This is a genomic window from Mediterraneibacter catenae (assembly GCF_008691045.1).
In the GTDB taxonomy this organism is placed as follows: Bacteria; Bacillota; Clostridia; order Lachnospirales; family Lachnospiraceae; genus Mediterraneibacter; species Mediterraneibacter ornithocaccae.
In genome coordinates this window covers 46,523-61,563 of the sequence record NZ_VMSO01000009.1, presented here as the reverse complement: position 1 = coordinate 61,563, position 15,041 = coordinate 46,523, and the positions used below count along the sequence as shown (strand labels likewise).

Annotated in this window: 16 protein-coding genes and 8 tRNA genes; 7 read left to right on the top strand and 17 right to left on the bottom strand. The window is 45.6% G+C overall.

What is annotated here, in order from left to right; translation table 11 throughout:
- Positions 1–100 precede the first annotated feature (100 nt).
- Together mobV and FNY66_RS15495 are read left to right on the top strand one after the other, a co-directional pair.
- Positions 101–1,042, top strand: coding sequence for a MobV family relaxase (mobV, locus tag FNY66_RS08570; RefSeq protein ID WP_033124602.1), 942 nt, complete (start codon positions 101–103; stop codon positions 1,040–1,042).
- A gap of 74 nt (positions 1,043–1,116) precedes the next feature.
- The gene (locus FNY66_RS15495) at positions 1,117–1,284 is read left to right on the top strand and encodes a hypothetical protein (protein ID WP_190324812.1); all 168 of its coding nucleotides are present in this window, start codon (positions 1,117–1,119) and stop codon (positions 1,282–1,284) included.
- Positions 1,285–1,389: 105 nt separating this feature from the next.
- Here the strand turns inward: FNY66_RS15495 and FNY66_RS08565 are convergent.
- From FNY66_RS08565 to glf, 13 genes are all read right to left on the bottom strand, one after another.
- Positions 1,390–1,473 (bottom strand) — tRNA-Leu (locus tag FNY66_RS08565).
- 54 nt (positions 1,474–1,527) lie between these two features.
- Positions 1,528–1,600, bottom strand: a tRNA-Lys gene (locus FNY66_RS08560).
- A 36-nt stretch (positions 1,601–1,636) separates the two neighbouring features.
- Positions 1,637–1,708, bottom strand: a tRNA-Gln gene (locus FNY66_RS08555).
- A 51-nt stretch (positions 1,709–1,759) separates the two neighbouring features.
- Positions 1,760–1,833, bottom strand: a tRNA-His gene (locus tag FNY66_RS08550).
- A gap of 5 nt (positions 1,834–1,838) precedes the next feature.
- A tRNA-Arg gene (locus FNY66_RS08545) sits at positions 1,839–1,912 on the bottom strand.
- 44 nt (positions 1,913–1,956) lie between these two features.
- Positions 1,957–2,027, bottom strand: a tRNA-Gly gene (locus FNY66_RS08540).
- Positions 2,028–2,032: 5 nt separating this feature from the next.
- Positions 2,033–2,107, bottom strand: a tRNA-Pro gene (locus FNY66_RS08535).
- 146 nt (positions 2,108–2,253) lie between these two features.
- Positions 2,254–2,736 carry a metallophosphoesterase family protein gene (locus FNY66_RS08530; RefSeq protein WP_150310884.1) on the bottom strand — a complete coding sequence of 161 codons (483 nt, stop codon included), beginning with the start codon at positions 2,734–2,736 and terminating at the stop codon, positions 2,254–2,256.
- Positions 2,736–3,347 carry an XTP/dITP diphosphatase gene (locus tag FNY66_RS08525; protein ID WP_087150031.1) on the bottom strand — a complete coding sequence of 204 codons (612 nt, stop codon included), beginning with the start codon at positions 3,345–3,347 and terminating at the stop codon, positions 2,736–2,738. The genes FNY66_RS08530 and FNY66_RS08525 overlap by 1 nt, the downstream gene beginning before the upstream one ends.
- A 15-nt stretch (positions 3,348–3,362) precedes the next feature.
- Positions 3,363–4,511, bottom strand: coding sequence for a THUMP domain-containing class I SAM-dependent RNA methyltransferase (locus FNY66_RS08520; RefSeq protein WP_150310850.1), 1,149 nt, complete (start codon positions 4,509–4,511; stop codon positions 3,363–3,365).
- A gap of 113 nt (positions 4,512–4,624) precedes the next feature.
- A complete protein-coding gene (locus tag FNY66_RS08515) occupies positions 4,625–4,813 on the bottom strand; it encodes a hypothetical protein (RefSeq protein ID WP_087150029.1) in 189 nt (62 codons plus the stop codon).
- 454 nt (positions 4,814–5,267) lie between these two features.
- On the bottom strand, positions 5,268–6,323 hold the full coding sequence (locus FNY66_RS08510; RefSeq protein WP_150310849.1) for a hypothetical protein: 1,056 nt from the start codon (positions 6,321–6,323) through the stop codon (positions 5,268–5,270).
- 194 nt (positions 6,324–6,517) lie between these two features.
- On the bottom strand, positions 6,518–7,618 hold the full coding sequence (glf, locus tag FNY66_RS08505; RefSeq protein ID WP_150310848.1) for a UDP-galactopyranose mutase: 1,101 nt from the start codon (positions 7,616–7,618) through the stop codon (positions 6,518–6,520).
- A gap of 253 nt (positions 7,619–7,871) precedes the next feature.
- Here glf and FNY66_RS08500 point away from each other — a divergent pair, with 253 nt between their 5' ends.
- The gene (locus FNY66_RS08500; RefSeq protein WP_087150025.1) at positions 7,872–9,104 is read left to right on the top strand and encodes a 6-phosphofructokinase; all 1,233 of its coding nucleotides are present in this window, start codon (positions 7,872–7,874) and stop codon (positions 9,102–9,104) included.
- 246 nt (positions 9,105–9,350) lie between these two features.
- Positions 9,351–10,613 carry a dihydroorotase gene (locus FNY66_RS08495; protein WP_150310847.1) on the top strand — a complete coding sequence of 421 codons (1,263 nt, stop codon included), beginning with the start codon at positions 9,351–9,353 and terminating at the stop codon, positions 10,611–10,613.
- A gap of 9 nt (positions 10,614–10,622) precedes the next feature.
- Here FNY66_RS08495 and FNY66_RS08490 read toward each other — a convergent pair whose 3' ends face one another.
- Both FNY66_RS08490 and FNY66_RS08485 read right to left on the bottom strand, forming a co-directional pair.
- Complete coding sequence (locus tag FNY66_RS08490; RefSeq protein ID WP_150310846.1) at positions 10,623–11,843, bottom strand: FtsW/RodA/SpoVE family cell cycle protein; 1,221 nt, start codon at positions 11,841–11,843, stop codon at positions 10,623–10,625.
- A 15-nt stretch (positions 11,844–11,858) separates the two neighbouring features.
- Positions 11,859–12,191 carry a PadR family transcriptional regulator gene (locus FNY66_RS08485; RefSeq protein WP_150310845.1) on the bottom strand — a complete coding sequence of 111 codons (333 nt, stop codon included), beginning with the start codon at positions 12,189–12,191 and terminating at the stop codon, positions 11,859–11,861.
- Positions 12,192–12,366: 175 nt separating this feature from the next.
- Here FNY66_RS08485 and FNY66_RS08480 point away from each other — a divergent pair.
- Positions 12,367–12,450 (top strand) — tRNA-Leu (locus FNY66_RS08480).
- Between the two features lie 409 nt (positions 12,451–12,859).
- Here FNY66_RS08480 and FNY66_RS15920 read toward each other — a convergent pair.
- Positions 12,860–12,988 (bottom strand): hypothetical protein, encoded by a 129-nt coding sequence (locus tag FNY66_RS15920; protein WP_267872928.1) that lies wholly within the window; start codon positions 12,986–12,988, stop codon positions 12,860–12,862.
- Between the two features lie 617 nt (positions 12,989–13,605).
- Positions 13,606–13,839, bottom strand: coding sequence for a hypothetical protein (locus FNY66_RS08475; protein WP_190324811.1), 234 nt, complete (start codon positions 13,837–13,839; stop codon positions 13,606–13,608).
- A gap of 85 nt (positions 13,840–13,924) precedes the next feature.
- Here FNY66_RS08475 and FNY66_RS08470 point away from each other — a divergent pair, with 85 nt between their 5' ends.
- Together FNY66_RS08470 and FNY66_RS08465 are read left to right on the top strand one after the other, a co-directional pair.
- On the top strand, positions 13,925–14,239 hold the full coding sequence (locus FNY66_RS08470; protein WP_150310844.1) for a helix-turn-helix domain-containing protein: 315 nt from the start codon (positions 13,925–13,927) through the stop codon (positions 14,237–14,239).
- Between the two features lie 254 nt (positions 14,240–14,493).
- Complete coding sequence (locus FNY66_RS08465; RefSeq protein WP_087149976.1) at positions 14,494–14,976, top strand: hypothetical protein; 483 nt, start codon at positions 14,494–14,496, stop codon at positions 14,974–14,976.
- Positions 14,977–15,041: the final 65 nt, after the last annotated feature.

Below are 15,041 nucleotides of genomic sequence, written 5' to 3'. Positions count from 1 at the left end.
TTATATCGATTCCATTCCAATCCTATCAGAGCTATTTTCAGGGGGATTTTCCCTGTGGAAAACCCCGGAACGGAAGGGAAAGGAACGAGGAAAGGAGTTTATGGCACAACACGCAATTTTACGATTTGAAAAGCACAAGGGCAATCCGGCAAAACCGCTGGAAGCCCATCACGAACGGCAAAAGGAACAGTACGCCAGCAATCCCGACATTGACACCAGCAGGAGCAAGTACAACTTCCACATTGTCAAGCCAGAGGGCAGATACTACCATTTCATTCAAAACCGCATTGAACAGGCTGGCTGCCGTACCCGTAAGGACAGCACCCGGTTTGTGGACACGCTGATTACCGCCAGCCCGGAGTTTTTCAAGGGCAAGCCCCCAAAGGAGATACAGGCATTTTTCCAGAGGGCGGCTGATTTCTTAATCGGGCGGGTAGGGAAAGAAAATATTGTGTCTGCGGTGGTACACATGGACGAAAAAACACCCCATCTGCATTTGGTCTTTGTTCCGCTGACGCAGGACAACCGGCTGTGTGCAAAGGAGATTATCGGAAACAGAGCCAACCTCACAAAGTGGCAGGACGATTTTCACGCCTATATGGTGGAGAAATATCCCGACTTGGAGCGTGGAGAAAGTGCCAGCAAGACAGGCAGGAAGCATATCCCTACCCGGCTGTTCAAACAGGCGGTCAATCTCTCCAAACAGGCAAGAACTATTGAAGCCACGCTGGACGGCATTACCCCGTTCAATGCAGGGAAGAAGAAAGAGGAAGCCCTCTCCCTACTGAAAAAGTGGTTTCCCCAGATGGAGAATTTCGACCGGCAGCTCAAAAAATACAAGGTCACGATCAATGACCTGTTAGCTGAAAATGAAAAGCTGGAAGAACGAGCCAGAGCCAGTGAAAGCGGCAAGATGAAAGACCGTATGGAACGGGCAAAGCTGGAAAGTGAACTACAGAACATTCAAAAATTTGTTGACCGTATCCCGCCGGAAGTGCTGGCGGAATTGAAACGGCAACAGCGACACACAAAGGAAAGGTGATTGATTATAAGCAGATTTTTACGCCGCCCCTATGCGGCATTGTACCTTGACAACTGAATAAAGAAAGGCGAGCTATGGCAGAAAAGCACTCGGACAAAACCCCACAGCATGAGATAAATGCCCTTGCCCGGTGCTTGCTTCCCGAAATTCAGAAATTCTTTGCCAGCCCGGAGGGGCAGAAAGAATTTGAAGAATGGAAAGCACAGAGGGCAAAGGAAGCAGAACAACATAAAAGCGTATAACAAAAGCGGCGGTATCGTTATGATACCGCCGCTTTTGCTTTAGCATAGATATACTAAAAATCCGAATCCGTCCCCGATTGGAACCGGGTTCGGATTATCATGGTCTGGTGCGGATAACAGGACTTGAACCTGCACGTCGTAGACACCAGATCCTAAATCTGGCGCGTCTGCCAATTCCGCCATATCCGCATTACAGAATAAAAACAGCGGAAACTTTTAATGGTTTCCGCTTTCTTATTCCAGTGAGCGTGCGGGGATTCGAACCCCGGACAACTTGATTAAAAGTCAAGTGCTCTACCACCTGAGCTACACGCCCTTATTTTCTTTCCCGCTCACCCGTAAGTAAAGCTGACTGGGCTAGCTGGATTCGAACCAGCGAATGCAGGAGTCAAAGTCCTGTGCCTTACCGCTTGGCGATAGCCCATTAAAGACTTATGTCTGACACTGCATGCCAGTATGAATATAAAAGAAAGAGGGTGGGTAGTGGGACTCGAACCCACGATATCCAGAACCACAATCTGGCGCGCTAACCAACTGCACCATACCCACCATAACGAGCCTGGGGGGATTCGAACCCACGACCTACGGCTTAGAAGGCCGTTGCTCTATCCAGCTGAGCTACAGACTCTGATGCAAATATTCATTTGCCTTTTCCTGATGTTTCACAGGAAAAGCGGGTGATGAGAATCGAACTCACGTATCCAGCTTGGAAGGCTGGTGTTCTACCATTGAACTACACCCGCACATATCGGGGTGACAGGATTCGAACCTGCGACCTCCTGGTCCCAAACCAGGCGCTCTAGCCAAGCTGAGCCACACCCCGGTATTTTTTACTACGTTTCCTGTCTTCCCGTAGCGCATTGACTATTATATTATAAGCTTTCCCCATTGTCAACAACTTTTTTTATTTTTATTTCAGACATTCGGATAATCCTCTGAAATACGCGGGATAAACAGCCTGATCTGCCTTTATCCGAGATATCTCTGATCATACGTAGCCGTACCGTCCGCCTCTATCTCCATGATCATATAGCTGCCTTTCCGTCCTTCCTGACGTGGAAACGAGAGGCTCCCCGGATTAAGCACGGTAATCCCGTCTTTCTGCTCAAAAAACGGTCTGTGCGTATGTCCGTACATTACGATGTCAGCTTTTCTTGCCTGTCCTTCTTCAAAAATATATTCCGGATCAAGCGACACATAATAAGCATGTCCATGGGTAATAAATACCTTATACTTCCCCAGATAAAACTCCTCTTCCCGCGGCAGGTCAGAGAAGAAATCATTGTTGCCGCGCACCATATGTTTCTCACAGTCAATCACTGCATCCATATAGTCCTCGCCGCCCTCAACATCACCGAGATGGATAAACACATCAATTTGTCCTGCTTCTTCCAGCGCCCGGTCAAAATTTCCGTGTCTGCCATGTGTATCACTGACAATCAATACCCTCATCATATGTCCTCACTAATCTTCTCTTTTAAAATATCTCTCATTGCACGCAGCGCCTTGCCTCTATGGCTCAATTGATTCTTCTGTTCCGGACTCATCTCTGCCGTCGTACATCCGTACTCAGGTACATAGAAGATCGGATCATACCCGAATCCATTGCTTCCGGCGGATTCATGAGCGATTCTTCCTTCTATTGTCTTTCTTACAGTGGATACAGTCCCATCCGGAAACACTGCCGCTACAGCGCATACAAAACGCCCGGTCCGCTCTTCATCCGGCACTCCCTCAAGTCTGTCCAGCAGAATCCGGTTTTTGATATCATAAGATGTATCCTCACCGGCAAATCTTGCAGAATAAATTCCCGGTGCTTTGTCCAGATAATCAATCTCTAGTCCCGAGTCATCTGCCAGCACTATATCACTTGTCAGGATTCTTGCAACGGAACGCGCCTTGATCTCCGCATTCTCCTCAAAACTCATTCCATCCTCCACGATATCAATGTCAACGCCTGCCTCTTTCATAGAAAGTATCTCCAGGCCTACATCTTTCAGGATCATGCGTATTTCTTTCATCTTATTCTCATTGCCCGTAGCAAATATAATTCTTTTCTTCATCTTTTTATGTACCTTCTAATTCTTCTGTCTGGGCGGCCGCGGACCCGAAAACTGATAAAAATAAGTCCGTATCATCCCATTATATATTTTTCTGTTCTTATCTGCCTTTCTGCCAAAATACCGCTGCGCATCCTCATAGCTGGTGATCATATAGGCAGACCAGCTGTCAAGTCTGCGGAACGCTTCACCAAACTCCCTGTAGATACGCGGCAGCGTCACTTTTTCTTCCAGTCTTTCGCCGTAAGGGGGATTAGTAATGATAAATCCATATTTTTTCGGATGACTTAAATCTTTTACTTCCCTTTGCTGGAAATGAATCAGATGGGCAACTCCTGCCTCCTCTGCATTTTTCCTGGCAGTCCGCAGTACTTCTGCATCCACATCATATCCCTGTATATCTGTATCAATCCCGTCATCTATTAAATCCTGAGCTTCATTTACAGCCTCATACCAGCTTTTCTTAGCGATCAGATTCGTCCACGTTTCAGCCGTAAAAGATCGATTCATACCCGGAGCAATATTGGCAGCCATCATCGCAGCCTCAATGGGAAATGTACCGCTGCCGCAAAACGGATCCACCAGTATACGGTCCTTCTTCCAGGGCGTCAGCATAATAAGAGCTGCAGCCAGATTCTCAGCAATCGGAGCTTTCCCCGCCACCGGCCGGTATCCCCGCTTATGGAGAGATGTTCCGGTGGTGTCAAGCCCTACTGTAACGGTATCTTTCATAAGAAAGACACGAACCGGATAAGAGGCCCCCGTTTCGGGAAACCACTGAACACGATAACGCGCTTTCAGCCTTTCGACCATCGCTTTTTTCATAATAGACTGAATATCTGACGGGCTGAAAAGCCTGCTCTTAACCGATGCCGCTTTAGTTACCCAGAACTTTCCGTCTTCAGGTATGTAATCTTCCCAGCGGATTTCTTTTGTCTTCTCAAACAATTCATCAAACGTCTCCGCCCGAAAGCTCGCAACTTTCAGTAGAATACGCTCTGCAGTACGCAGAAATATATTCGCCCTGCACACAGCATCCATTCCTCCGCTGAAAGTGACTCTGCCATCTTCGACCTGTAGTATGTCATATCCCAGATTCTGAATTTCACGTTTTAGAACTGATTCGAGACCAAAGTGACAAGGCGCGATCCATTCCATTTTATCCATTAAGTTCTCCGTCCTTATATTTTGTCTGTATACATATTACTATAAATCAGGGGCAGAGTAAAGTTGAACTTTCCCTGCCCCGCCCTTCATTTTCTGATTGTTTCTATAGGACTTTAGTAACGGTCAGACTCGTCATAAGCATCTGCATCTCTGCCGCAGTTTCTGCTGTCAGAAGTGTTTGAATAGGAATTGCTGGTATTCTTATTTGAGTTTTTGTTCTTGCTCTGTGTATTTCCATAGGAAGAAGAGCTGTTCTTTGCGTTTTTGTTTGAATTGTTTGTATTACTATAGTTCTTTGCCATGAGTAATCCCTCCTGTTTATTTAATTCGGTATTAGTATGTGTCCTTAATGCTTTTTTATTCACTTTCCAAAACTTTTTCTTGCTTTTTCCAATTTCGTATATTATACTGTTCAATGTAGAAAGGTTGCTTTCTACAACCCCTTATTAATTATTTATACTCCCCTCAAAAGACCGATGGCTCCCCCATCGGTCTTTTACTGTTTATCGCGTTCATATTTTGTTCATTTATCATTTAAAAATCTTTCATTATATCATCATGTTTTCTTCATTTCTCTCCCATATACTAAAACCATCGAAAGAGAAAACACATAAATAAGACGCTGACAAGTTATTTTGAATAAACTTTTTCATAATACATGCCGGGGACCGAGCCGATCGGTTGCCCGGCATCCTCCCTTTTTTCAGGATATATGCCGGTACCGCCATAAATTCGGTGCCTGCTTTTTTACGTATTTTACTCTTCTGCACCTTCACATTCTGCAGACAGCGCTATTACTTCCTTCGATACGCCAGTTTTTTCAGTCACTTGCTCTGCTGTTTTCAGTGCCCGGGCATAATTCCCTTTTTTCATCTCAAGTTTCATCTTTCTCAAACCCGCCGCCTTGATCCTCTCCGAATCCTCTTCTACTTCCATCAGCCTTCCATATGCGTTTATCGTCTCCTCCAATAATCGCTGTCTCTCAAAAGATTCCGACAAATCTGCCCCTGCCGCTGTTATCTTCTCTGTCACTTCCTTCACTGCAGACGTATCCACTTCTTCGATCTCTGTTTCAGCTTCCTGGATATATGTTTGCTTCCTTTCTATATCATTATTCTCCTGTATCTCATAACTATAAGTTTCTTTTTCTCTGCCCGCAGCACTCAGCACACAAATCACCAGACACACAGCCGCTGCGGAAAATACTACTTTCCGCCCCCGTCCTGTGCGCCTCTTTTCCTCTGATACATCTTCTGCGCACCTGGGAACAGCAGGAAGATCTTTCAGCACCTGACTCAGATCCTCATATTTCTTTCTGGATTCTCCGGTACACCGGCTGATCAGTCTGAATAGCCTGCTTTCTTCCCGATGGTTCAGGGACGGGATGATGTCTGTATACGCAAGAATAAATTGAATCGTTTTACCGTACGCAAACAGATCAGCCTCATTATTTTTTCCAATACCGATTTCATATACCGGTTTTACAAAATGACTCCTTACAGCCCTCTTCTGCATATGTTTCATGACATCTGCGTTATCCGGCGCATCCATATCCAGCAGGAAAATCTTCTCCTCTGCTGAGATGACAATACTGCACGGGTTCAGGTAGCGAAAATCCTGTCTTCCATGGCTTCTGTGGTATTGATCAACACAGACTGCCAGATCCCGGAACCACCCCAGGACCTTCACCTTTTCTATCTGAGGATTTTTTTTCAGATAATTGAGCAAAATGGTCCCCTGTACACAATCCATACTCTGCCTGCAGCGTGTACCGTGTTCGATAAACTTAAGAACTTCATACATTTTTTCCATATACAATTTTTCCCGGCCGTATATATATTCACCGGTGCGGCAGTCCCCCAACTGCCTCACCGGCGCAACACAACCTTTTTCCTGTTGAAACCTATCAGATACTGATAATGAAAAAGATTCTTTGAATCGGAACAGATCGATCCGAATATAAGTATCATACTTGATGCATAGTGAAAATGCAAGCAGTTTTTTTATCACTCAAGCTCTGCCAGCCGGTCGAGCGCCGCGGCGATCACCTTGTCCATGTCATAATATTTATAATCCCCGAGCCTGCCGCCGAAGATAACATTTTCCTCTTTTTCTGCCAGTTCTTTATACTGGCGGAACAGAGCATTGTTTTTCTCATCATTGACCGGATAGTACGGTTCCATTCCTACGCTCCACTCGGAAGAATATTCCCGGGAAATAACTGTTTTTTCCTGCGTTCCAAACTCGAAATGCTTGTGCTCGATTACTCTGGTATACGGCACATCGCGTTCTGTGTAGTTGACCACTGCGTTCCCCTGATAGTTTTCACAGTCAAGCACTTCTGTTTCAAACCGGACAGAACGGTACTCAAGAGCTCCGAGCTGATAACCGAAGTATTCATCGATCATGCCTGTAAAAATTATCTTCTCCGCAATATCCGGATTCTCTTTTCTGAATTCAAAAAAATCAACGCCTGTGCACACTTCTGCACCCGCGAGCATTTTCTCTATGATCGGCGTATATCCACCGATCGGGATTCCCTGATATCTGTCATTGAAATAGTTGTTGTCATAAATAAAGCGGCACGGAAGTCTCTTTATAATAAATGCCGGAAGCTCAGTACACTTTCTGCCCCACTGCTTCTCAGTATAACCCTTGACCAGCTTCTCATAAATGTCTTTTCCGACAAGGCACAGCGCCTGCTCCTCCAGATTCTCCGGTTCGGTAATCCCCGTCTCTTTTCTCTGTCTTTCTATAATATCCTTTGCCTCCCGGGGAGTCCTGATTCCCCACATCTTACTGAAGGTATTCATATTGAACGGCAGATTATAGAGTTCGTCTTTGTAGACAGCTACCGGCGAGTTAATATAGTTGTTAAATTCTGCGAACTGATTCACATAATCCCATATCTTTTTATCTGATGTATGGAAAATATGTGCGCCGTATTTGTGCACGTGGATGCCTTCGATATCCTCACAGTAAATATTACCTGCAATGTGATCCCTGCGGTCGATCACAAGACATCTTTTGCCTTTCTTTCCAAGTTCATATGCCATAACTGCACCATACAGCCCGGCTCCTACGATCAGATAATCATATTTTTTCATCTGTCACCTCTCCTATGCTCTGCTGCCGGTCCGCCATTATATTCACGGACGTATGCAGCATCTGTTTTTGTGTATTTTTATCAGTATAACATTTTTTCTTCTTTGTTTCTCTGCGCGTGAACTTTTTTCGTTATTTTGTCTATTTTTTATATTTTTTCATTTACAAATTGGTAATTATGCACTAAACTGTAATATAGGTGCTTTGAAAGCATGACTTTCAATATGACAATTTGCAAAACGGAGGTAACATACAATGAAAGGAAATGTAATTGTCGGACAATCAGGCGGCCCAACTGCTGCGATCAACTCAAGTCTCGCCGGAGTATACCGTACCGCAAAGGACCGCGGTGCTGCTAAAGTATACGGAATGCTCCACGGAATTCAGGGACTTCTTCAGGAACGCTATATCGATCTGTCTGAATATATCACAAATGAACTGGATGCAGAGCTTCTCAAAAGGACACCTGCTGCATTTTTAGGATCCTGCCGCTACAAGCTGCCGGAAATCCACGAAGACAGAGAAGTATATGATAAAATCTTTGATATCCTCAACAAGCTGAACATCGAGGCATTTATTTACATCGGCGGAAATGATTCCATGGACACGATTAAAAAGCTGTCCGACTATGCGATCATAACCGGACACCCGACACGCTTCATCGGATGCCCTAAGACGATCGACAATGACCTGGCACTCACAGACCATACACCGGGATATGGAAGCGCTGCTAAATACATCGGTACATCTGTAAAAGAAATTATCCGCGACAGTTTCTGTCTGGAATATGAAAAGGGCCTCGTTTCTATCATTGAAATTATGGGACGAAATGCCGGCTGGCTGACCGGTGCAGCTGCACTTGCCAAAGGCGAGGACTGCGCAGGCCCGGATCTGATCTATCTGCCTGAGCTGCCATTTGACATCGAAGCATTCGGAAACAAAGTAAAAGAACTTCTTTCTAAAAAATCTTCTGTTGTAGTAGCGATTTCCGAGGGAATACGCCTTGCTGACGGACGTTATGTATGTGAGCTGGGCCAGAGTATCGATTTCGTAGACGCTTTCGGACACAAACAGCTCTCCGGAACGGCAAATTATCTTGCAAGTTATATTGCAGGCGAGATCGGCTGCAAGACCCGTGCAATTGAGCTGAGTTCGCTTCAGCGCTCTGCTTCCCATTGTGCATCCCGCGTGGATATCCTGGAAGCTTATCAGGTAGGCGGTGCTGCCGTCAAGGCTGCAGATGAAGGGGATTCCGGCAAAATGGTTGTTCTCCAGCGTCTGTCCGACGATCCGTACCAGAGCGGCACAGAAGTAAAAGATGTTCACAAGATTGCAAATGACGAAAAGCTCGTTCCGCGTGAGTGGGTAACCGAGGACGGTTCCTACGTGACCGACGAATTCGTCAACTATGTACGCCCGCTCATCCAGGGCGACGTATCTCCTGTAATGGTAGACGGTATACCGCGTCATCTTTACCGTCAGTTATAATAAGCAGAAGATACTGCAAGCGTCCGGATGTATCCGGGAGAGCACCTGCATAAAGGCAGGCACGCTCTCCCGGTTTTTATTTCTGCATAAACAGCCTCAATAAGCACGCAGTGCGGTTTTGCGAATGACGCGGACTGAACTGTTGCATTCCGCGGGCAGCGAACAAAAGCCCGTCTTGCAATCTCCTTTACACTTAAGCTATACTTGTATCATAAATACATCAATACTACTTCAAGGAGGAGTCTTATGCTTATTAAAAATGGTTTTATCATAAACCCCGCTTCCGGCGAATCGTATGTGTCCGACATTCGCATCAATGACGGTGTGATTGAAGAAATTTCAGAGAATATCTGTCCCACTGATGATGAAAACATAGTAGACGCCCGCGGGCTCACCATTGCTCCCGGACTGATCGATACACATGTCCATTTCCGCGATCCCGGCTTCACTTACAAGGAAACGCTTCACACAGGCTCTCTCGCCGCGGCGAAAGGCGGCTTTACTTCCGTTATCTGCATGGCTAACACTTCACCTGTTGTGGATAATACGGATGTGCTCGAAGATATCCTTTCCCGCTCAAGATCCGAGTCAATACGGATCTATCAGGCCGCAAGCGTCTCACGCTCATTAAAAGGCGAAGAAATGACAGACATGACCGCACTGAAGGAAGCCGGCGCCTGCGGTTTTACAGACGACGGCATCCCGCTTAAAAATGCGGCTTTCCTATACGAAGCGATGGAGACTGCAAAAGCTCTGGATGTTCCGATCAGCCTGCACGAAGAAGATCCCGCATTCATTAAGAACAACGGGATCAATCATGGAACTGTCTCAGAACAGCTCGGAATATATGGTTCTCCTTCAATCGCGGAGGAATCTCTTGTAGCGCGTGACTGCCTGCTCGCCCTGCGCTCCGGAGCACACACTGTGATCCAGCATATCAGCTCCGGACGTTCCGTGGAACTGGTGCGCATGTTCAAAGCCCTGGGCGCGAATCTCCACGCTGAGGCAACGCCCCATCATTTCACCCTGACGGATGAAGCAGTGCTCAAATACGGCACACTTGCCAAAATGAATCCGCCGCTCAGGAAAGAAGAAGACCGGCTTGCGATTATCAGAGGGCTCGCGGATGGCACGATCGATCTCATCGCGACAGATCACGCTCCGCACAGCAGAGAAGAGAAAGAACGCACCATCACCGCGGCTCCAAGCGGCATCATCGGGCTTGAGACTTCTCTCGCACTCGGGATCACTTCCCTCGTCCGCCCCGGTCACCTGACGCTGATGCAGCTTCTTGAAAAGATGACAGTAAATCCGGCGGATCTGTACCACCTTCCAGCAGGAAGGATCGAGAAAGGCGCTGCCGCTGACCTCGTGATCTTCGCTCCGGAAGAACACTGGATCCCGCAGGATTACGCTTCCCTCTCCTCAAATTCCCCATTCACGGGATGGGATCTGTACGGGAAAATCAAAATGACCGTCTGCAGAGGGGACGTCGTATATCGGGATTAAATTTCATTTTTAATCTTTCATTTTCTCAGCCGGCCGCCGGATTCCGAACAGGGATCCGGTGGTTCTTCGCTCTGGAGCGGTATTTTGATACCTGCATATACTGAGCATGATTCCCATCAGTACGTAAGTCACCATCGTCCCGGTTCCCCCGTATGTCAGGAACGGACAGTAATTCCCCATATACATAATCCCGAAATTATTCAGGAGATATCCTCCCACCTCAATCAGAAATGCTGCCGAACACCCTGCTCCCATCAGCATTCCGAGCTGATTTCTCTGTCTGAGGGATATCCTCAGGAAACGGAACAGCAGGAACAGGAGAAGCCCTGCAAGGAGTACTGCCGCAAGTATCCCGTAGTATCCTGCCACGCCGGCAAGGAGATATTCAGACAGTTCCGGCATGTCCGCAATGTCCGGCACGCCGTTTCCCCGGCCGATCAGACTGCTGTTTCCAAGTATTGCCCTGACATACTCTATCCCGTTAGATACCACTTCTTGCGGCTGTTTATCCCATCCGACAGCCGGAGAGAGATAAAAGAGAAGCCGTTCCCTCTGATAATCCGCACCGAAAAACCAGTAATAGCATGCCGTCACTAATGGCAGCCCCACAACAAAAGCGCCGATTCCCGCGAGCACCGCCTTTCTTCTCAAACGATACCATCTGCGGTAAACTGTCAGCATCAGTACAAGCGGTATAGTTACAACCCAGCCTCCCGGAATACCGATCCATTGTCTCGACCCATTAATGTTAAGGCTGAAGAACTGGCCGCCCAATACAATTAGCACAGTTATCCCGATCATGAGTTCTCTTGCCCGTGCCGCAATCCTTGTATAATCTGCAAAACATACAGCGATCATCACCAGAATTCCAAACACCGTGAACCAGATCTGTCTTTGAGACACGAAAAATCCATCTCCGCCAGCCTCTATGTTTCTACTATTCAGGATATACTGAAACACATATCCTGCAACACTTAAAACGATGATCAGCGCGATCATTCCCCATGGCATTGCCGGCCGATGCACTTTGTCCAGCTCCACTCCTGCATCAACTGGATTTCCCATGTCCTTTAATGCAGCACTCTCGGCTTCCTGTCTGTTCATCCCCTCACTCATAAAAGCTCTTGTCTGATCCTCAATATGGTCCTCAATCTCCCGAGCCACTTCCGGACGCGCCATTTTACACCGTATCTGGTCCGTCAGTGTCTTTATATACTCTTCCTTATTCATACTCTCCCTCCCTTCCTATGCCGGATTAAATCCGAGCACATTTGCAACAGCTCTGGAATAAATCTCCCACTCATTTTTCTTTTCATCCAGTATCTTCCTGCCGTGCTTTGTGATGCTGTAATACTTGCGCACTTTGTTTCCCGCTTCTTTCTCATATACATTGAGCAGCCCTTTCGCTTCCAGACTGTGCAGAAGCGGATAAAGCGTACCCGCCTTGAGTTCAAATACATTCTCCGAGCGCTCGCGCAGCGACTCGATCATCTCATAACCGTACATGTCCTTTTCTGCAAGCAGCTTCAGCACAAGCATTGTTGTACTCCCTGATATTAAACTTTTATCAACGTTCATTTAAATCCCTCCTTATATCGGCAATCTATATATTACGTTAACATTATATATAGGTTATCGATATATGTCAATATACCTTTTACTGCCCGGCCATCCGAAATGAACGAACTATTACAAAAAAATAAAAATAGGGGTTTACAAAGGCGATTTGTTATGATAGAATATCATTTGTCGAGCGGAAGTGGCGGAATGGCAGACGCGCTAGATTCAGGTTCTAGTGGGAGTTAATCCTGTGAGAGTTCAAGTCTCTTCTTCCGCATAGATCCCGTAACCCAAGTGGTTACGGGATTTTTGATTTTTCCGCGTAAATACGCGGTTTGCGGGATGTTAGTTATTTTAGAAATATTCTGAAATATTAGAATCTGTGTTGCATTTTAGAATGATATGCAACACGAAAACAGAAGATGATACAATATTCCCCCCCGGAGTTGATGGCTCCGGGGTAAATTATTATGCAGCCTGATTGGCTGATTCGTTAATCTTCTTGAACAGGATCGACTTCTCCCACAATTCTTTCGTTACTTTCTTTTTGGCTCGCTCCCATCACCATCCGGATTTGACATATAGCCTGCATTTTTGCTGATTCATTCTTTTAACAAGCAATGCAGCATACAGGTTTTGCCATTTCTGTATATCGGCATAGAAGATTATCCCTGCCGCTGGATAATCTAATGGCGAACTGTATGGAAAACCATATAATCCGACATTACATTGAAGACCCGCAGGGCTCGCCTGATGTCCGGCTTTTCTCCCATTCTGGCATACTGCGCATCATATCTGCTTGCTCCATTCTTCATTTCCCTTTCACCCGTTTCTTATATTTCCGCCTGCTTCCGCCGTACATGAATGCGGCCATATTGCCCTGTTTGAATTCTGCAGACTGTTTTCCTGTGCTTTCTATATTTTGTCAGCAAAAGCAACTTATTGTCCGCCCCTTTCCTCCAGAGACATTACTTCCTTCATCGGTACTATGGGCGAATCCGACTCCTCGATGGTCTTCGCTCGTACTCACCATTGCCTTGGCCGATACTCACTACTGGCTCATGTCCAGAACCATCCGGGTCTCCCAGGTACGCTAGATATAACGATATCAGGTATGCCGTGCTCTAGGACTCCGGTGCGTTTTCATAGTCTCGCTTTAACGACTACTCCTTATTGGTGACCCAAGGAGGTGCCAGCCCCCACACAATCGATAACTCTAACGAAGCTCAATCACTTCACGCTTTCGCATTACGACGTTCCTGTTCCCTGTCCTACGCTTAAACACCATTGTTAGCCTTTGGCGCTCCAAAGACTCGGTATTGGCGACTTGCTAGGCCTTACCAGACTGGATTCCCACCACTATATATCTGGCGCCGAACTGGCGCACACCTCCCTGTCATTTTTATAGGACACCTATTCTGCATTACGATAATTACCAGTTGATTTCCCTTTGCGGAAATGCTATAGTAATTTTATCGAACAAACGTTTTGTTTGTGCTGCTTTAAAAAGTTCCTCAAGAGACATTGTGGGAGAAACTATTCCTCTTATTTCAAGCACTTCGTTCCAAGTAAATGAGGTTACACCGTTAATCTTGTTCCGAAGGCTTCTTTCAGTGATTCCGATTTTTAAAGCCAAATCGTGAATACTAATATCAGCCTTAACCATTTCTCCCCAAAGCGCTCTGAACCACTCCTTTCTTTTCCTTTAACGATTAACGGTGCTATATTCATTTCATAAGGAGAAATAGAATATGGGCCTGGAGAAAATAGAGGAATACAAGAGGCGTCTTGGAATGACAACAGCAGCGCTGGCGGAAAAATCCGGTATTCCAAAGGGTACTCTGGATAAGATATTGTCCGGTGTCACAAAAGACCCAAAACTTGAAACCTTAAAAGCGATTGCTCGTGTTTTAGGATGTACATTAGATGATTTTGACGATGTACCTCGCATAAAAACTATAGCCCCCTCATATGAGGATGTAGAACAGCTTATTGCTCGTAATGGGAAGGACTTCTCGACAGAGCAAAAAATGAGGTTAATCAAACTTTTGTCCGAAATAGATTAGCAGAGGACTGATTTATTTGGATTACAACAAAATAGTTACTGCAACCATTGAAGTATTCCGGAAATGTGATATCCATTCATTTCCGATCGACTGCGCGGATTTGGTATAGTATATCGTTTCTATACCGATCTAGAAGAATCATACAAAATGGATCTTGTTCCATTTTTAGAAATTGACATGTTAAATCTTAAAGACTCATCGATCAATGAGCTTAAAAAGTTCTGCAAGGCAAACTTTGATAAAGAGAAGATTTTGTGCGCTTTATTCTAACAACTATATATGATGGTCAGAAAAATCAGCGTGTTATAGATAAATTTACTCCTCTTGTTAAGCGAGCCTTTTCTTCATTTGTAAATGAAATCGTAAATGACAAGATTTCATCTGCCCTCGCAAAGGATACTGAGGAAGAGGAAGCTCCTGATGAGTCTACTGAAATTCCGGTTTCAAAGATTGTAACCACAGATGACGAAATCGAGGCATTCTACATTATTAGAGGATTGCTCGCCGGCACTATTCCTGTTGAGGATATCGTCCATCGAGATACAGAAAGCTATTTCGGAATTCTGTATAAGGATAATAACAGGAAACCTATTTGCCGAATCAATCTCGATACTAAAAACAAACAGCTCCTCATCCCCGACGAGAGTAAAAAATTTGAGAGAATATACATAGATTCATTAAATGATATCTATAAATACAAAAATCGCCTGATAGAAGTTGCTAAAAGATACTTATAATTAAAAACGCCCCGGTTCGCTCACCCCATCACACCAGAGCCACTGGGGTATTCACAAAATAAAGA